A 17,524-nucleotide genomic window follows, 5' to 3' on the forward strand; every position below is an offset into this window, starting at 1 on the left:
TCAACCCGCTCAAGATAACAGAAATTTGGGCGGGTCTTACTTTTAACGAATTCCATCCGTCATTTATTGAGGATTGCATCAAGGTAAAATCAGCCGGGAAACAGCCAATCATTTACCACCATTTATCTTTTCATCCAGCCTGCTTTTCTCCAGAAATTGTCTGTAATCCGTGATGTGCAGGATATCATATACCGCCTGTTTTTTGTCGGCCATTTCCTCATAATAAGCCTTGCAAATCATGTATCCCACCCAATAGCCCAGGTCGGCAGGTTTATCGGCGGTTTCCTGAGCCGAGTTAGCAATCCAGTTCGAGGCTTTGTTTAAAAACATTTCGTTTTTAAAATCGGACCAAATTTGCTGTTCGCGCCCTTTAGCGTAGCTGGCTAAGCGAGGATTGGCCGTTTGGCCCGATATGAGTTCGCCCAGAAAATCCGCCATTCCTTCAACCAGGGCACCCCGCAACAGCGTCGTATCCTGCGCTAAATGGTTCTGCTGAAAATGGATGAGTTCATGTGCTACTATGTGGGGCAATCCTGTCAAATCACAAAAATTGTTCTTCTGCCAAAGCGTCAGCTCATCGGTAGGAGTATCAGGGGTTCGGCAGTTTTGGTCCAGGCCAATTATGAGGCCGTTAGCGGTGGATGTACCACCACTGGTAAAGCTGCCAATAACAAAATAGACGTTGGGAAATCTAGCGGGTGGATATAGGTTCTTAAAGTTAACGAAACTGGCAAGCATCTGAGGTTTTTGATCATCAACACTGAGCGTATTCGGGCGGATAGCCGCATAAAATCTGGGCTTACTATCATGGCCTTTGACGAAGTTACTAACTTCACGAATCTTGTATTGGTAGTAATCCTGTAATCCTACTGATGCTTTTGCCAGGTATACATCCTGATAGATCTGGGTCCGCCGAGCGGTATCTACTTGTATTCGATCGTATGCCTGCCAGAAATTGTGGACATCAGTAGTAACAAAAGTAGCCTTGAGCGGATCATCAAAATAGGCCTGCGCTGGTTTGATGCTGTTAACCAGCGGTTTCCAGCGTGGGTCGGGATGCAGGGCTTTTAAATCGGGATCGTTGGTAATGTTATCAAGATTATTGTAGCCGTACGTTTTGACTGCCAGCGTCAGGTATTTAAACGCCTGTTCAGGTTGACCTATGAGAGAATAACAACAGCCGGCATCGTAATAAACACGCTTACGCTGAAACGGAAAGTCGGCAGCGTCACCCGCCTGTAGATACAGAGGGGCAGCTACAGCAAAAGCCTTTGCATTGTAGCTACTATCTGCTTTCCACTGCAACGTGTTGAACGATTGCGCCAGTAGTTGGTTTGCCAGTAAACAGATGCCTAAACAAATCGAGTAATAAAATCCACTCATGAGACCCTGAAGACCTAATAGTTGGCAAAATAGTACGCTTTCCTGAATTAAAAAAAGTCACGAACCTGGTAACCAGGTTCGTGACTTTTTTTAATTTGTTTTCTTTCATTAAGCCTCCTGCTCCGCAATAGATTCTTCCGCCGTTTCTGTACTATATTCCTCCGTCGGGATGCAGGAACAGACAAGGTTCCGGTCGCCGTAGGCTGAGTCAATGCGGCTAACGCTTGGCCAGAACTTACGGGCACGAACCTGTGGGAGTGGATACACCGCTTTTTCGCGGCTATACGGCCGGGTCCAGTTGTCGCTGAGGGCTACCGTGGCGGTGTGTGGTGCGTGTTTCAGCACATTACTTACCCGGTCGGCAGCACCAGTTTCTATTTCGCGGATTTCGTCCCGAATGGTAATCATGGCTTCGCAGAAGCGGTCGAGTTCGGCTTTCGATTCCGATTCGGTCGGCTCAATCATGAGCGTACCCGCTACCGGAAACGATACCGTTGGGGCGTGGAAACCGTAGTCCATCAGTCGTTTGGCAATGTCTTCTACCTCGACTCCCGCAGCCGCTTTAAACGAGCGACAGTCGATAATCATCTCGTGAGCACAACGGCCGTTCGTACCGGTGTACAGCGTGTCGTAATGACCACTCAAACGAGCTTTGATGTAGTTCGCATTCAGGATAGCCCGCTTTGTAGCGTTCGTCAGTCCCTCCCCGCCCATCATGGCAATGTACGCGTACGATATAGTCAGGATACTGGCCGAGCCGTAGGGTGCTGCCGATACCGCATGGATAGCCTGGCTCCCTCCGGTTTGGACAAGTGCGTGACCCGGAAGGAATGGTACCAGCTGTTTGGCCACACCGATGGGGCCCATCCCCGGTCCACCGCCACCGTGCGGAATACAGAATGTTTTGTGCAGATTCAGGTGACAGACGTCCGCACCAATAGCGGCCGGGGAGGTTAGCCCAACCTGGGCGTTCATGTTGGCGCCATCCATATATACCTGCCCACCGTGGTTGTGAATGATAGCGCAGATTTCCTTGATGCTTTCTTCGAACACACCGTGTGTGGATGGGTAGGTAACCATCAGACACGACAGGTCACTGCTGTACTGCTCAGCTTTGGCTTTCAGGTCGTTGATATCAATATTGCCGCGCTCATCGCATTTCACGATAACCACTTTCATGCCGGCCATTACGGCACTGGCGGGGTTTGTGCCGTGCGCCGACTGAGGAATCAGGGAGATGGTTCGGTGATGGTCGCCCCGGCTTTCGTGGTACGCCCGGATAACCATCAGCCCGGCATACTCGCCCTGCGCACCCGAGTTTGGTTGCAGCGACATGGCCGCAAAACCCGTAATTTCGCACAGCCAGTCATTCAATTCCGTGAATAACTGCTGATAGCCAACCGTCTGTTCTTTCGGGGCAAAGGGGTGAAGTTTTCCAATCTCTGACCATGTAACCGGAATCATTTCGGCCGTGGCGTTCAGTTTCATGGTGCAGCTACCCAGCGAAATCATCGAATGAACCAGCGACAGGTCTTTCTCTTCCAGTGATTTCAGGTACCGCAGCATTTCGTGCTCCGTGTGGTGCGTATTGAAAATAGGATGGGTCAGGTACTCCGACGTACGAACCAGTTGCTCCGGCCAGGTCAGTTCCAGACCATCCAGAATCGTGTCTATATCCGCCTTTACACCAAATACGGTGAGCAGTTCCGTCAGGTCGTGTATCGTTTTGGCCTCGTCGAATGAAACACTGACGTGCTCCCCATCGGGTAGATAACACAAATTTATCTGCGCTGCCTTTGCCGACTTTTTCAGCGATTCGGCATCATCTACTTTTACCGTAACGGTATCGAAATAATTTTCGGCACTTACGACGTATCCACTCCGGCGCAGTGCCGTAGCAAAGGCTTTCGTCAGCCCGTGTACCTGTTCGGCAATGGCCCGAAGCCGTTGCGGACCGTGGTATACTGCGTAACTGCCGGCCATAACCGCCAGCAGCACCTGAGCCGTACAAATGTTGGATGTAGCTTTCTCCCGACGGATGTGTTGCTCCCTCGTTTGAAGCGCCATCCGGAGGGCGGGTTTCCCTTCGGCATCCTGCGAAACCCCGATGATACGACCAGGAATCTGACGCTTAAAAGCATCACGGGTTGCAAAGAAAGCCGCGTGCGGACCACCGTAGCCCATCGGAACGCCGAAACGCTGCGACGACCCAACAACAATATCAGCCCCCATCTCGCCAGGGGAGGTCAACATGGTTAACGCCAGCAAATCGGCCGCAACGGCCACGGTGATATTCAGTTCGTGAGCCGCAGCAATAAGGTCGGTGTAATTGAACACTTCCCCGTCCGAAGCCGGATATTGCAGCAACATCCCGAAAATAGTATCGCCGGTCAGGTCGACCGTACGGTGATCGCCAACCAGTACCGTAACCCCAATGGGCGTAGCGCGGGTCAACAGCACGTCGATGGTTTGCGGATGGCACCGTTCCGACACAAAGAAGGTACCGGCACTTTTCCGGCTGGCCGGGCGCATGGCAAACAACATGTGCATGGCTTCGGCGGCTGCCGTTCCTTCATCCAGCAGGGATGCGTTAGCTAGGTCCATACCCGTCAGGTCCGATACAACCGTCTGAAAGTTCAGTAATGCTTCCAGCCGCCCCTGGGCAATTTCGGCCTGATAAGGCGTATAGGCCGTATACCAGGCTGGGTTCTCCAGAATATTCCGCAGAATAACGTTGGGCGTAATGGTATCGTAATAGCCCGTACCGATGTACGACTTGAACACTTTGTTCTGCCCCGCCATTTTCTTAAAGTCGGTCAGAAACTGGATTTCTGATTTGGGAGCCGGTAAGTCGAGAGGTTTCTCAAGCCGGATCGCATCCGGTACAGTTTGCTCAATGAGTTGGTCGATAGAGTCAACGCCCACTGTCTGGAGCATATCGGTCAGTGCCGCGTCGGTCTGACCATGATGACGGTCTTCAAAAGATTCCTGGTAACGAAGATTCAACTTCATTGAACGATAATTTCTTTAGATGAGTGTACAGCGACAAAGTTAGGCAGGCCTTCCCTAAAAACAGGAACGAAATAGCCATTGGCCTAGCCCTATTGATTTCTGGCAAACGCTTTTTTTAACCGCGTGGTTCGACTTGAAGACGGGTTTGTTATACGCTCTATGCCCTGACCCGGCATGAAAACGGACTGTACCCTCCCTTGGCATTGATTGACAAGGACTTACCCGGCCACATAATCGATTAGATAGCGGACAGCAAGCTACCACCCGTTCTTTGTAAACACTCCCCAACAAGTCAGTAACGACGTGACCAATGGTACGTCAGGCAGGGGTATACGCAGCCCGGGTTTCCTGCGTTCTGGGTAAGAGACACCAAAACCGGGCATTATAGACTATGGCTTCGCTTAACAGGATACCAGCGCAGCCGTGTGGGATAGCTGTATGACCCGAATCGATAACCCGGCCACCCTCTTGGTTCGATAATTGCTAAACGCTTTTTTATGACGGCTCCAGACTGCCCACTCGTATCGGTTATTATGCCCGTTTACAACGGTGAACGGTTTTTGAGGTATGCTATTGAGAGCGTACTGGAACAAAGCTACGAGCACCTGGAGTTGATTATCATCAACAATGGCTCAACGGATGATACGGCAACTATTCTGGAGGCATATGCTCAAAAAGATCGTCGAATCATGGTTCTCTTCCACCCCGAACCGCTCGGCCATGCGGGCGAGGCTGCTTCTAATATGGCTAGCCGACACGCGACGGGAAAATACATCGCCAAGCTCGATGCCGATGACGTAGCGGTACCGAACCGGATTGAAAAACAGGTTGCCTTTCTGGAAGCGAACCCAGCTATCTTCCTGGTTGGCAGCCATCTGGAATTGATCGATAGCCAGGGCCGTAGTGTTGGAATACGTCAGTATCCACTCAGTAGCGGAGCCATTTACAAGGAGTTTTACCTTAGGTTCCCCGTTGCCAACCCGGCTATTATGTATCGGAATGGTGTTGTTACCGGCGATTTTTACACCTTACGCCATAAATCGTTCACCGACGACTACTACAGCTTGTTTTTGCACATTCATAATGGCCTGCTGTTCGCTAACTTGCCCGAACCCCTTACCCGCTACCGGGTCCATGATAGCAATACGGTATTTACTGACCTACGCCGAAAATGGATGATTAACATGGAGGTGAAGCAGGCTTTTGTACGCGATTTTGGCTATCAGGCTCCCTGGAGTCATCGGGTTCGAATCAGGCTTATCACAGTTTTCATTAATACATTGCCGGAAAAACTGCTGGTTAAGTTCATGAATCAGGCCCGTCAATTTTTAAACGCTTAAGCAGCATGATTTCCCGATTAATCCGATTAGGATCGCAAGTAGTATGGAATGGTTTGAGGGCGGTTCCGCCGTACATTGATGGTTACCTGCAACTCAAAAAGCAACTGCAGCATCGTACCGATTTTCCGGTTCTCAGTTACTACCCGGCCTTGTTTGACCGGTATGATGAAAGCGGTCATCTGATAAAGCATTATTTTCAACAGGACTTATTTGTAGCGCAGCAAATCTTCAGGAATAACCCCGTTCGTCACCTCGATATCGGCTCTCGAATTGATGGATTCGTCGCCCACGTGGCAACATTCAGGCCCATTGAAATCCTCGATATCCGTCCGCTGAACCGGCCCATTCCAAACGTGAGTTTCCGGCAGGCCGACCTGATGGCTTTACCTCCGGACCTTCACCACTATACCGATTCCATATCGGCCCTGCACGCCATTGAGCACTTTGGTCTGGGCCGTTATGGCGACCCAATTGATGTGGATGGCCACCTGAAGGCACTGGCCAATATCCGTCAGATTCTAAAGCCTGGCGGACGGTTTTACTTTTCTTCGCCCATTGGCCCCCAGGGTATCGTATACAATGCCCACCGGGTTTTCGATCTGTCTTACCTCATCCGGTTATTCGAGCAGGATTACCGTATCGATACGCTGTCGTACATTGATGATGATGAACGATTTTTCCACAACGCAGACTGGCATTCAGAAGCCGTGAAAACAAATTTCGGGTGTACCTACGGGTGTGGTATTTTTGAGATGACCAAACGATCCGACTAACCCACTCTAACCTTTCTCATTCCATTCCATGGTCATCTCCGTCCTGTCAGGAGGGTTGGGTAACCAGCTTTTCCAGTATGCCTTTGGCCTTAAATTAGCCGCTCAATTGCAGACGGAACTCCGGCTGGAACGACACCTGCTGGAAAGTAAAGCGATAGCCCGTTTGCGACAGTACACCCCGCGTACGTACGAACTTGACACCTTTGGGGTTGAAGCACCGGCGGCTTCCCTGATGGATACCGTTAGTTGTCTAAGCCGGGTAGCGTTATCTGACAAAACGGCTTTGTTACTCCGCGAGTCTACCCTGACACCGAACGCCATTAATAACCTAAACAATCGGGTTCGGGATGTGGTTTGCCTGGGTTACTGGCAGTCCGAGGAGTATTTCAGACCGGCAACAGAACAGCTCAGAAAGCACCTTGTGTTTCGGAAAAATCCAGCTCAGAGCCGGTCAATGGCCGATACTATCCTGTCTTGTCAAAATGCGGCTTTTGTTCATATTCGCCGGGGCGATTATGTAACCAATACCCACGCGAACCAGCATCATGGGCTTTGCGATGTGTCGTACTATCGTCGTGCGTGCGAGTACGTGAAGGAATGCATACCTGACGTCCAATTCTTCGTCTTTTCGGATGACCCAGACTGGGCCAAACGGGAGTTGGGAATTCATCTTCAGCCCGCCCGGTTTATCGACCACAACCGCGGAGCTGATAGCTGGCAGGATATGTACTTGATGAGTTTATGCCGCCACGCCATCGTAGCCAATAGTTCATTCAGCTGGTGGGGAGCCTGGCTCAACCCGGTGGCAGAGCGACTGGTTGTGGCGCCGGGCCAGTGGTTCGTGAATCAACCGGTTCTCAGCCAGCAGATCATCCCACCGCACTGGCATTGCCTGTAGCTAACGTGTCTGGGGATTTTTGCCCCCTCCGGATATGTAGTTTACGCTTTTTTGGTGCCCTGAAAAACGCGGTGATTTTTGATGGCGTTTTGCCGGATAATCTGCGTCAGGATAACGTCGTGCTGTAGTATCCGACGGTAGAGTATGGCAATCAACATCAGGAAACCGGTAAAAAGCAAGTAGAATAATAAATCGACACCGCGCCCCACACCCAGGCGGTTGGCAATGTAATAGGGAAGCTCGGGTACGGCAACAAACAGAATGCCGGTTAATACAATGGCCACAAAGAACAGCCGATACAACAATCGATTTCTGAAAAGACGCAGAGAAGCAACCGCAATGATCAGCAGCAGGACTGATAGCAGTAGCTGAATGGGGGTAAAACTAAAGTGAAAATCAGCGTTCATCAGCGAAAGTATTTATTGATAAAGACGTCTATCAGAATATCAACAGCCCCCTGCCAGCGTTGTCCTTTTACCTGGGAGTAATCCGTGTAAATAATGTGCGTGGGCATCTCTACGTACTTCAGACCCAGTCGCCGGATCTGCATCAAAATCTCACTGGCGTGTGCCATTCGGTTCTCCTTGAGCTGAATGGCATTCAGTGCCCGGCGATTCATAACCCGGAACCCATTATGGGCATCAGACAACCATAACCCCGTTAACAGGCCATTGATAACGCGGGCCACCCGCAGCAACAAACGGCGCAGCCGCGGAATAGCCATCAAGTCCTCCCGACGCAGAAAACGGGAGCCTAGCACCACATCGAGTTTTTGGGTACGCAGCGTTTCAATGAACCGATCAATATCAGCCGGGTTATGCTGCCCATCGGCATCGAAATGAACGACAATATCAGCCCCCTGCTGCCGGGCAAAATCCATTCCCGTTTGCAAGGCCGCTCCCTGCCCCAGATTAATGTCGTGACGCAGATAACAGACCGGCAGGTCGCGTACGGCATTGGCGGTTTCATCCGTCGAAGCATCATCTACCAGCACGACATGGTACTGATTCCCGAGCGAATTAATCGTTTGCCGAATCACTTTACCTTCATTATACGAAGGGATAACGATGTATACCTGCTCAATCATTGCTACGGTAGATTTGAATATTACCTAACACAGCCACCTGTTTCATGCACCGAATCTCAACGGGTTGGGGTACCCGATCAAAGATAAAATAGCGAACATTGAGTGTTCGTAGCTTAGGAGAGCAGGGGTCAAGTCCCACCTGATACCCATCTTCATAACCGTTCTGGATGATGACCGAGTCCGGATGAGCAGGGTCGACGTAAGAACCGTAAACCGTATGGGCATACCGATTGTAAGCCGAGTCTCGCTTAGCCGTTGGGTCCAGCACGCGCATCGACTTGAAATCTGGCTGATTTTTCACCCCACTCAACTGGTTTACGCCTGTGGCCGTTACCAGATAAGTTATGTACTGACTCCCCAATACCACCCACCTGGCTTTGGGTTCCTGGAGGTGAATTTCCCGGACCTTCCGGTAAAGCGCATTCTCGGTTATGGGTGCTGTTCCCTTGGCAACCGGGTTGATTTTCAGGTTAGGCAGGGTAAAGAGTACCAGTGCCCCGGCAATGAAGAGTTCCTTCCGGTGAAAGGTAGTAACGGGTAGCATCAGGTAGTTCAGGCCCGCGAAGAACAGCGTTGGCAACACCAGTTGATGGACCTTGAAGAACCCCTCTGAGGTGGAGATATTCAGCCAGGCCGCAAAGACCATAAATGCCAGCACGGCTATCGTCAATAAAGTCGCCGTTGTCCCGGAAAGCGATAGTTTTTTCTGCTTGCCAGCGTAGTCCAGATACAGTACAGCAAGAAATACATTGGCGATACCAAAGGGCACCTGCGCCCGCCGGGTCGGACTGAGGTCGAACAGGGTGATTTTGGCAAGAAATTCAGGAAAACCAACTTCAATGTAAATCAGAACGAACACAACGAATCCTAACAAAATCGTCAACAGCGGATCGAACTGTTTATGCCGCAGGTAGTAAATACCCAACCCTACCGCCACCACTGGCGTAAACGTGATAAAGTGTGATAACTCGCAGACATTCAGCCAGACTTTCGGGAAACTATCGTTGTTGATGAGCCAGCCAGCGTAGTATTCAGAAAACCAGTTGGCAATAAAGCCGGTCCCCCCCGTTTCGCTGCGTTTGCCCGGATAAACGGTATTACTCATCACATCGATGGTGGGTTTGGCATCCAGGTAGAACTGGTAAAACAGAATACCCATAACAACGAAGGCAATAGCGAATGTGGCCAGTTTGAGCCATACCTTATCCAGCAGATACTCTTTTTTTGCATTTCTCCAGACGAACCCAATGAGCAGCATAATCATCAGATAGCCGAGCATGACCTGGTAAGGAGGGTATAGGATAAGGGCAAACATGACGAAAGACCACATAAACAGCGGTCCCGCAATGAGCAGGGTTCGGACGTTACGGGCGTAGAACAGATAGACCGACGAAATCAAGAGTAAACTGGCCGCGAACTGTGTAGTGAGCACAAAATAAGACCACCAGGCAAACCCAGGCGAAAAAATCAGCCAGAATGCCCCCATCACCGACAACCAGAAATTGTTTCGGGTGAACAGCAAAAAGACCAGCGTGCTGGCAATCAGATTGAAGAAAATAACAAAGTTCCAATGCCACGAAAACCCGTGGTCGAAGTCGAATAGAAAAAACCCCCAGTGACTGGGTCTGAAGAAAGAGACAAAATGCTTGATGGGGTAATAGCCCACCAGGGCCACTTTCTCCCCCCCGATAGCTGCGTTTTCGAGCGGAAACCCCTGATGGGCCTGCGACATCATAAAAGGCGTTACAACGCCCCATTCATCAATTCGTATCGACTTAGGTGTACCCGATATAACCCCCCGTTTTATATCCGAACCATCGGGAATAACCGTATTCCACATGCCAATGGATGAATAGTTTATTTTCGCCAGCGTCAGCAGAATAAAAAGCCCCACGCAAATCCCGATAAACCACTTCACCCGCTTGTCAAACCGTATTAACTCAAAAGGTCGTTCGGCTTCGGGTAAATCGTCTGGCCTGGGTGGCACAACCGGCTGCGAACGAACCGCGGCAGCTTGAGGTTTTGGGGGTATTTGGGCCGAACGACTGGTTGAAGGTGCTGCCGCTGTAACGGGCAAACCTTTCTTTTTCTTTGACATGAGGGGGCTACGGACGAATTATTGTATGGGCTATGTTGTACAAAAAAGGTACGCGAAATCAAATCTACTAATACCATGCCAGTTCTGCCAGTGGCGAATAATCTGTTTGTAAAAATACCTAATTTGCCCGTATGAATAAACGATTGGTTCAGCAGGGGTTGCCCGTTGTACTTTCCATTGCTTTGCTTTGGTATGTGCTGAAGGACGTTCCACTGGCTGAGATAGGGGAGCAGTTTCGACAAGCTGACGTTGGCTGGCTGGCGGTATCGGGGTTGGTAACGGGCCTGTATCAACTGGTACGGGCAGCCCGCTGGCAACTTACCCTGCAGGCACTCGGTTATCAGCCTTCTTTATTCAGAACTACCACTGCGCTGCTGGCCGGTACCATGGCCAGTATGCTGGTTCCGGGGGCGGGAGAACTGACTCGCTGCGGTACCCTACAGCGAACCGATGGTGTACCGATGGCACAGGGCATTGGCTCGGTTGTGGCCGAACGGGTGGTCGATCTGATTATGTTGCTGGTCATCATTGCCCTGACGGTGCTGCTTGAATTCAGGCGCGTAGGGCAATATATGATGGATCTGCTGATGCCCGTTGCAAGACGGCTTATACCCGGCAAGCCATCGACTACACTGCTCGTTATCGTGTCAATCAGCTTAGTGGCCCTGTTCATTGGCCTGTATCATGTTTTGCGAAGTGAGGCTTTCTGGAAGAACCGGCTCGTTGTCCGGGTAGTTACGATTATCCGGGAAGTGAAACGGGGTTTTTTGAGCATTCAGCAGCTCAAACAGCCGGGACTGTTTGTCTTTCTGACTGTCGTGAATTATGGCCTGGCTTTTCTAATGACGTACAGCTTGTTTTTCGCGTCATCCCAAACAACGGCGCTCCCACCCCAGGCTGCCCTGACCATTCTGACCGTTAGCTCAGTAGGGGGAATAGCCGTACCGACCCAGGGTGGCATTGGTACGTACCATTTTCTGGTTAGCCGGGCATTGGTCTTATACGGAATGACCCTTACCGAAGGGGTTGTGGTAGCCACCTTTCTGCACGCGGTTCAAACCGGCTTCTCCCTGCTTTTCAGTAGCCTGAGTTTCCTGATTGTGCCATTGCTAATTGCCAGTCGCCGAAAAAAACAGCCAGCCCGTTTGATCAAGTAATCGGTCTATGGCTGCCACCTACTCCCAGCTGACAGGGCAGGCTCCTCATAACCTCATTCATGGCTCCTTCCCGTCAGCCCCGTCCGTATCAGGGAACGTCGTACTCGATGGTTGCCAGGTCGAAGGACTTGGCAAACAGGTCGACCAGTCGATTCAGAACCATAAACCCAGCTTTGGTATCGTTTTCATATACGAAGGGTGCCTCCGATGCGGCATCACCAGCAGACACCCGACCCGCTGCCGTGAAATGCACCGTGCCGTCGGTTACGGTAACCAGCACCCGAATCTGCACGTTGTTCAGTTCTTCCCGACGTTCGGTCGTTAAGGTGTACCGGGCTTCATCGGCCTCTTCGATAACGTAATCCTGCGTTTCCAGAAAACCTTGTACGGCCTGATAAAGGCTCGAATCGGCCGTAGCCGTTTGCAGGTCAATGCCGGTAGCCCCCTCCGGAATCGACTGAGTATAACCCGGCAAGCTTTGGCCTACTATCAATAGCAGGATGAACAGTACTAATTTCATGGTGTAAAGGTAAGACGATCAACCCAAACCGATGACCCGCTGGCGAGTGAACGCGTAGGGCTGCGGTCAGTTTTTACGCCCACCCGACACTTTACCCGCTTTGGCCGGTACGCCCGGCTGGGTTATCTCAAAGTTTTCTTTCTGCTTGGCGTCGGCCACCAGCTGGCGAACGTCGGCCAGCAGTTTTTTGGCATCATACACAATACCGTCTTTCACCGTATAGGTGACGCCACCTACCCGTTCTACTTCATTTTTGTCATTCAGATGGATGGCACCGGTACCATACAGCACTTTCAGGTTGGCCAGCGGGTTTTGATCGACAATCACAAAATCGGCCAGTTTCCCTACTTCGACGGACCCAATCTGGTCGGCCATACCGAGAGCTTCGGCCGCTTTCAGGGTGGCGGCCCGGATTACTTCCAGCGGGTGGAAACCGGCTTCGCGCAACAGTTCGAGTTCGCGGATGTAAGCAAACCCGTAAAGCTGGTAGATGAAGCCCGAATCGGACCCCGCCGTTACGCGCCCACCCCGGTTTTTGTATTCGTTGATAAAAGCCATCCATAGCTGGTAATTCTTTTTCCAGGCCACTTCCTGTTCTGTACCCCAGTTATGCCAGTACGACCCGTGCGAAATCCGGCTGGGGCCGTAAAAACGCCACAGACTGGGCATCGTATAATCGTCGTGCCACTCGGCGCGCCGGGCCAGCATCAGTTCGCGGTTGGCTTCGTAGATGTTGAAGGTGGGGTCGAGGGTAAAATCCAGGGCGATGAGTTCGTCCATTACCTTGTTCCAGCGTTCGGTACCGGGTTTGGCGGCTTGTTGCCAGAGGTTACCAGCTTCCTCAAACCGGTTTTGTTCGTTGCTGTAGTTATAGTTGGCGGGGTAGTTCTGCACCGTCTTATCGTCGAAGAGGGCTTCGGGCAGGCCGTACCAGTGTTCGAGTGAGGTCAGGCCTGCTTTAGCGGTGGCCAGGGCATTCATCCGGGCTACTTCCAGCTGGGCGTGGTGGCAGGCCGACCGCAGGCCCAGCTTCTTGTTTTCTTCCAGGGCGGCCCGAAAGATGTTCGGCTCGGCACCGAAGAATTTTATCCCATCGGCCCCGCGTTTAGCATTCAGCTGGACCCAGGCCCGCGCCTGTTCGGGCGTACTGATGGGTTCTTTGGCGCCCTGCCCAAATACGGTATAAGCCAGAATGCGGGGAGCCGTAATCTCGTTCTTATTGCTTTTTGCCCGGTGCTCCAGTACCCAGTCGAGGCCGTTGCCGCAGCTAGGGTCGCGGATGGTGGTGATACCGTGTCCCATCCAGAGTTTAAACACGTATTCGGCGTTGGCACCCTGCGCATGCCCGCCAATGTGGCCGTGCATGTCAATAAAGCCCGGCATCAGGTACATACCCTCGCAGTTCAGCTCTTTATCACCCGGCCCCGCCTGCGGGCGGCTCTTCGGGTCGATGGGTGTACCCGGAAACCCCACCTGCCTGATCTGCGAGATTTTGTTTTTCTCCACCACAATATCGACCGGACCAATGGGCGGTGCGCCGGTGCTATTCACCAGCGTAACGCCCCGGATAATGAGTTTTCCAAACGGCCCTTCTCCTTCCTGCCGCGCGGGCGCTTTTTCCACCTGCGCCAAAAGGGAATGAATACTAAAGAGGGAGCAACAAAGAATAAGAAGGAATGACGGGTAAACTGTCTTCATAAGTCAGGCGTTTCGATTTTGATAAAGAGTTGTAAGATAAGCGAAACAGTTGGACTTTTGTGATGCCCCTAGCCTGGATTTTAGTCTGGGTGACCGGCAGGCAAACTAGCTATCGATTCTTGACCAAACGGCTACCGGGCCTAAAGTCCAGCCTACTTTATGAAACAGTTCGTCACGAAAAACTTTTTACTCATCATCCTGCTCTTATCCGTTGCGTTCGCCTTCGCCATGAAAGCGACGGTTTTTCAGAAAGAGCCGGATAGCAAACCGAAACCGATTAAAGTAGTCCCGGCTGATTTTAATGCCTACTGGTTTTCGGGAAAGGCTGAATTGAACAGCTATACGCTTGAACAGGCACACTACGGGTCAATGTACCCCGGCGAAGCGGTGCTGATTTTTGTAACGGAGAATTTCCGCACCGATACGCAGGTTAAATCAGAATCACCGGCCAGCTATGATAAATCGGTGCCGGTTCTGAAAACGAACATCGTCCGGAAATTTGCGACGGGTATATACGACTATTCCCTGTTTACGTCCGTTTTTACGCCCGTGTCTGACGGTGACAACCGTGCGGCTGCGTTTCCGAATACGCTGAAAGTAAGCACATCCGTACAGGATTGGTGTGGGCATAGCTACCAGCAGATCAACTACCGCGATGCAGCGTATCAGGTGAGCGGCAAGTCGTACTTCGAAAATGAAGTGGATGCACAGTACACCGTACCGAAAGTGATGCTGGAAGATGAGATCTGGAATCGGATTCGTATCAGTCCCGACCAGCTGCCCACGGGCGAATTTCAGCTTATTTCCGGTACCATGGCTGCCCGACTGCGCCATAAACCTCTGGAACCACTTTCGGTACGAGGAACGCTGGACAACTACAAAGGCATCCTGTTTCCGGGTACTTCCCTAAAAGCCTATACACTCGAATACCACACCGACGACCGGACACTCGTGATTGTTTTTGAAAACCGATTCCCGCATAAAATCGTTGGTTGGAGAGAAACGTACAAAAGTCGAAACGCAATCCTGACCTCCACGGCTGTTCTGACCAAAACACTTCAGACAGACTACTGGAATCAGAACGCACCGGCCGACAGTACGTTACGGTTACAGCTACTACTAAAGCCATAAGATTTCACTCCCCTTTGCTTCTCTCAATCGCATGAACCGTAAAGCCATCTATTCACTTTTTTTGCTGGTATTCCTTAATGCCTGTTCATCGGACAAAGACAAACCGGCAAAAGCGGACGACCCCACTTACACGCTGATCTTCATTGACAAGACCCGTAGTGTAAACGTTGATAAAGACTTTGTAGCCCGAAAATACCAGCGGGCCATCACCGACATTATCGAGCAGAATATTCACCGGAAAGGCGACAAGCTGGACGTTTATTTTATTCACGAAAACACCTCAAAAGCCCGCGCGCTGAACGTATCGGTTCGCGCTGAAATGGAGGATGTCTCAGCGGCCAGTCCAACCGATCGGGAAGCGGCCGAAACCGAATTCGACCTGATGCTGACCCGCGAAAAAGCACAAATCAGGCAGCGGGTACTCCAGCAATTGATGACACAAAACAGTAGTTCGTCCAACCAGGAAACCGACATTTGGGCCAGCCTCCCCGTCATCGCAAAAGCCAACGAGTCGGGGGCAACGGTAAAGGTGTATTACCTGAGCGATATGATTGAGAGTGTGAGGGGACGGCCCGGCGAGTCGACCACCCGGCGGGATTTTCAGAAGACACCACCAAAAGACAACGCCCAGGCCGAAGAGTGGGCCAAAGCCGATGCCGAACAACTAAAACGGTACACCATCGGCAGCCCCGACATTACCATGATTTTACCCTTCGAACCGAATGCTTCCGTAAAAGAAAACAATCCCGCCGTTACGCAATACTGGCAAACGCTGTTTGCAGAACTGGGTGCAGGAACGGTGGAAGAGGAATAGCAGGCGGGTAAGTCCCCTGTCTAAACAGAAACCGAAACTGGTTCTGCGAGAATCTCGAACTGATACCCGATCGCAAAACCGGAGAAATCATTTTTTAGGCAATACGAAGTCAATACCAGCCCCTCGCCTTCGCGCCGAACGGCCAGGTAATGGAACATGGGTTTGTAGGTCGCAGCAATGTCGGGCAGGCGGCTGGACGAAGTATTCAGGGGCTGGCGTAATCCACCACCACCGCCAATGACCAGAAACGTTTTACCCTCAAACTCATACCGTTCAAAGGCATGAGAGTGACCGGTGATAAACAATCGTGCTTTCTGCGACTTTAAATAAGCCAGCACAAAACGCTGTTGCACCAGTTTGGATGAACCCACCAACTTACTGTTCGAATACGGTGCATGATGACAGGTTACGATAACTACCTTCACGTCAGCATCAGCATCCAGATCAACCAGCGTTTGCTGGTACCATGTCTGCTGCTTAACCAGGTCTTCGATTGACATTGTACTAAAGTTGGAGTTCAGCATGACCACTGCAATTTCGTCCGTGCGTTTTACGTAGCCGGTAGGGCTGTGTTCGGGAAAACGCTGCTGGAAATTTCTGGCTCCTTTGCGGGGACGACCCATTACGTCGTGGTTGCCCATGATGGCATACACCGCCGTTCCTACTTCTGTGCATTTCAGCAGAAACTGGTCAATGATACGCCACTTATTTTTTCGATAGCCAAGCGATACTATATCCCCCAGCCAATACAGGACGGTCGGCTTTAGCCGGATTATCTCGTCAAAAATAGTCCGGGTAGCCTTGGTGTTGTTATATGCCCTCAGTACTAACCGCTCTACCCACATGGGGGCCTGCGTGTCGCTCAAAAAAAGAATTTCCGATTTACTATTCTCTTCTTCCATAAATTATTCCGTTTACGGGCCGAATGGTTTTTTCACCAGGAAAAGGCTCGCCATACCAGTTGTACCTCCGCTGTAAAGGCCGCATTTTCTGCCGATACAGCATCATACCATTTCAACTCCCCTGCCACTCGAAAACGACGGCCAATTGGTTGCGTATAAGAACTGGCGGCCATCCAGCCCAAACTGTTTTTACTGCCAATAACATCGCCCCCATACCGCAACCTCGATTGGTTCAGGTAATAGCCCGACCCTACCGTTACCGCCATCCGCCGGGCTATACTCCGATCGGTACCACTGATCCAGGCCAGTGGCATCGAAAATACAACCAATACCGGAATAACCGATATGTTTACCCGGGCCGGTTCACCGATTATCTGCCCCCGGTAGCTATACATGGGTATCCACCCCGATTCCAGACCAATCCTCAACCGATGATCCGGATACCACATTAACCGAAAGGAAGCGGGCACTCCAAACCGGCTCAGATGGGATTGCTCCAGTGCATCCGGAATGAGTACATGCGTAGCATAATAGGATAGCCCGCTACCGGCTGTGGCAACGATTGTATAAGGGCCACGCCTGGTATCTTTTTTTGTATCAATCGAGTCGGGCACCATCCGGCGTGCCCGACGAACCTGCTGGGCGCTGGCAGACAAGCTCAGTAACAGCAGCACCAGTAGCCAGGTAATAGTAGGTAAACGAACATTCATA

Annotated in this window: 15 protein-coding genes; 6 read left to right on the plus strand and 9 right to left on the minus strand. The window is 51.3% G+C overall.

Annotated features, from left to right (window positions below; translation table 11 throughout):
* Window positions 1-108 precede the first annotated feature (108 nt).
* Both B156_RS0105080 and gcvP read right to left on the minus strand, forming a co-directional pair.
* A complete protein-coding gene (locus B156_RS0105080; protein WP_018618563.1) occupies window positions 109-1,383 on the minus strand; it encodes a gliding motility protein GldB-related protein in 1,275 nt (424 codons plus the stop codon).
* 108 nt (window positions 1,384-1,491) lie between these two features.
* A complete protein-coding gene (gcvP, locus tag B156_RS0105085; protein WP_018618564.1) occupies window positions 1,492-4,395 on the minus strand; it encodes an aminomethyl-transferring glycine dehydrogenase in 2,904 nt (967 codons plus the stop codon).
* A 497-nt stretch (window positions 4,396-4,892) separates the two neighbouring features.
* Here gcvP and B156_RS0105090 point away from each other — a divergent pair, with 497 nt between their 5' ends.
* The 3 genes from B156_RS0105090 to B156_RS0105100 are packed head-to-tail and all read left to right on the plus strand — an operon-like array spanning window position 4,893 to window position 7,406.
* Window positions 4,893-5,735, plus strand: a complete 843-nt coding sequence (locus B156_RS0105090) for a glycosyltransferase family 2 protein (RefSeq protein ID WP_018618565.1) — start codon at window positions 4,893-4,895, stop codon at window positions 5,733-5,735.
* 5 nt (window positions 5,736-5,740) lie between these two features.
* Window positions 5,741-6,508, plus strand: coding sequence for a DUF268 domain-containing protein (locus B156_RS0105095; RefSeq protein WP_018618566.1), 768 nt, complete (start codon window positions 5,741-5,743; stop codon window positions 6,506-6,508).
* Window positions 6,509-6,536: 28 nt separating this feature from the next.
* Window positions 6,537-7,406 (plus strand): alpha-1,2-fucosyltransferase, encoded by an 870-nt coding sequence (locus B156_RS0105100; protein ID WP_018618567.1) that lies wholly within the window; start codon window positions 6,537-6,539, stop codon window positions 7,404-7,406.
* Between the two features lie 41 nt (window positions 7,407-7,447).
* Here the strand turns inward: B156_RS0105100 and B156_RS0105105 are convergent, their stop codons facing one another.
* From B156_RS0105105 to B156_RS0105115, 3 genes are read right to left on the minus strand one after another with little or no spacing between them, the layout of a single operon-like run.
* A complete protein-coding gene (locus B156_RS0105105) occupies window positions 7,448-7,813 on the minus strand; it encodes a DUF2304 domain-containing protein (RefSeq protein WP_018618568.1) in 366 nt (121 codons plus the stop codon).
* Entirely contained in the window at window positions 7,813-8,493 is a 681-nt protein-coding gene (locus B156_RS0105110) for a glycosyltransferase family 2 protein (protein ID WP_018618569.1), read from the minus strand. The genes B156_RS0105105 and B156_RS0105110 overlap by 1 nt, the downstream gene beginning before the upstream one ends.
* On the minus strand, window positions 8,486-10,591 hold the full coding sequence (locus B156_RS0105115) for a DUF7657 domain-containing protein (RefSeq protein ID WP_018618570.1): 2,106 nt from the start codon (window positions 10,589-10,591) through the stop codon (window positions 8,486-8,488). Before B156_RS0105115 ends, B156_RS0105110 begins: the two co-directional genes overlap by 8 nt.
* Before the next feature lie 131 nt (window positions 10,592-10,722).
* Between B156_RS0105115 and B156_RS0105120 the strand changes: the two genes are divergently transcribed.
* Window positions 10,723-11,748: a lysylphosphatidylglycerol synthase transmembrane domain-containing protein gene (locus B156_RS0105120; RefSeq protein ID WP_018618571.1), complete on the plus strand. Its 1,026-nt coding sequence runs from the start codon at window positions 10,723-10,725 to the stop codon at window positions 11,746-11,748.
* An 88-nt stretch (window positions 11,749-11,836) separates the two neighbouring features.
* Here B156_RS0105120 and B156_RS0105125 read toward each other — a convergent pair whose 3' ends face one another.
* Together B156_RS0105125 and B156_RS0105130 are read right to left on the minus strand one after the other, a co-directional pair.
* Window positions 11,837-12,268 carry a hypothetical protein gene (locus tag B156_RS0105125; RefSeq protein WP_018618572.1) on the minus strand — a complete coding sequence of 144 codons (432 nt, stop codon included), beginning with the start codon at window positions 12,266-12,268 and terminating at the stop codon, window positions 11,837-11,839.
* 66 nt (window positions 12,269-12,334) lie between these two features.
* Window positions 12,335-13,966 (minus strand): amidohydrolase family protein, encoded by a 1,632-nt coding sequence (locus B156_RS0105130; protein ID WP_026260614.1) that lies wholly within the window; start codon window positions 13,964-13,966, stop codon window positions 12,335-12,337.
* 159 nt (window positions 13,967-14,125) lie between these two features.
* On the opposite strand from B156_RS0105130, the gene B156_RS0105135 reads away from it, so the two are divergent.
* The gene (locus tag B156_RS0105135; RefSeq protein ID WP_018618574.1) at window positions 14,126-15,097 is read left to right on the plus strand and encodes a hypothetical protein; all 972 of its coding nucleotides are present in this window, start codon (window positions 14,126-14,128) and stop codon (window positions 15,095-15,097) included.
* A 31-nt stretch (window positions 15,098-15,128) separates the two neighbouring features.
* Window positions 15,129-15,911 (plus strand): hypothetical protein, encoded by a 783-nt coding sequence (locus B156_RS0105140; RefSeq protein WP_018618575.1) that lies wholly within the window; start codon window positions 15,129-15,131, stop codon window positions 15,909-15,911.
* Window positions 15,912-15,931: 20 nt separating this feature from the next.
* Here the strand turns inward: B156_RS0105140 and B156_RS0105145 are convergent, their stop codons facing one another.
* Both B156_RS0105145 and B156_RS0105150 read right to left on the minus strand, forming a co-directional pair.
* Window positions 15,932-16,813 carry a metallophosphoesterase family protein gene (locus B156_RS0105145; RefSeq protein WP_018618576.1) on the minus strand — a complete coding sequence of 294 codons (882 nt, stop codon included), beginning with the start codon at window positions 16,811-16,813 and terminating at the stop codon, window positions 15,932-15,934.
* Window positions 16,814-16,845: 32 nt separating this feature from the next.
* Window positions 16,846-17,523, minus strand: coding sequence for a hypothetical protein (locus B156_RS0105150; protein WP_018618577.1), 678 nt, complete (start codon window positions 17,521-17,523; stop codon window positions 16,846-16,848).
* Window position 17,524: the final 1 nt, after the last annotated feature.

Source organism: Spirosoma luteum DSM 19990, from assembly GCF_000374065.1.
Taxonomy (GTDB): domain Bacteria; phylum Bacteroidota; class Bacteroidia; order Cytophagales; family Spirosomataceae; genus Spirosoma; species Spirosoma luteum.

Bases quoted from the DNA above. Each gene is read 5' to 3' on its own strand.
- B156_RS0105120 (WP_018618571.1), top strand. From the start codon at position 10,723: ATGAATAAACGATTGGTTCAGCAGGGGTTGCCCGTTGTACTTTCCATT.
- gcvP (WP_018618564.1), bottom strand. From the start codon at position 4,395: ATGAAGTTGAATCTTCGTTACCAGGAATCTTTTGAAGACCGTCATCAT.
- B156_RS0105140 (WP_018618575.1), top strand. From the start codon at position 15,129: ATGAACCGTAAAGCCATCTATTCACTTTTTTTGCTGGTATTCCTTAAT.
- B156_RS0105125 (WP_018618572.1), bottom strand. From the start codon at position 12,268: ATGAAATTAGTACTGTTCATCCTGCTATTGATAGTAGGCCAAAGCTTG.
- B156_RS0105110 (WP_018618569.1), bottom strand. From the start codon at position 8,493: ATGATTGAGCAGGTATACATCGTTATCCCTTCGTATAATGAAGGTAAA.
- B156_RS0105115 (WP_018618570.1), bottom strand. From the start codon at position 10,591: ATGTCAAAGAAAAAGAAAGGTTTGCCCGTTACAGCGGCAGCACCTTCA.
- B156_RS0105080 (WP_018618563.1), bottom strand. From the start codon at position 1,383: ATGAGTGGATTTTATTACTCGATTTGTTTAGGCATCTGTTTACTGGCA.
- B156_RS0105100 (WP_018618567.1), top strand. From the start codon at position 6,537: ATGGTCATCTCCGTCCTGTCAGGAGGGTTGGGTAACCAGCTTTTCCAG.
- B156_RS0105090 (WP_018618565.1), top strand. From the start codon at position 4,893: ATGACGGCTCCAGACTGCCCACTCGTATCGGTTATTATGCCCGTTTAC.
- B156_RS0105135 (WP_018618574.1), top strand. From the start codon at position 14,126: ATGAAACAGTTCGTCACGAAAAACTTTTTACTCATCATCCTGCTCTTA.
- B156_RS0105150 (WP_018618577.1), bottom strand. From the start codon at position 17,523: ATGAATGTTCGTTTACCTACTATTACCTGGCTACTGGTGCTGCTGTTA.
- B156_RS0105130 (WP_026260614.1), bottom strand. From the start codon at position 13,966: ATGAAGACAGTTTACCCGTCATTCCTTCTTATTCTTTGTTGCTCCCTC.
- B156_RS0105105 (WP_018618568.1), bottom strand. From the start codon at position 7,813: ATGAACGCTGATTTTCACTTTAGTTTTACCCCCATTCAGCTACTGCTA.
- B156_RS0105095 (WP_018618566.1), top strand. From the start codon at position 5,741: ATGATTTCCCGATTAATCCGATTAGGATCGCAAGTAGTATGGAATGGT.
- B156_RS0105145 (WP_018618576.1), bottom strand. From the start codon at position 16,813: ATGGAAGAAGAGAATAGTAAATCGGAAATTCTTTTTTTGAGCGACACG.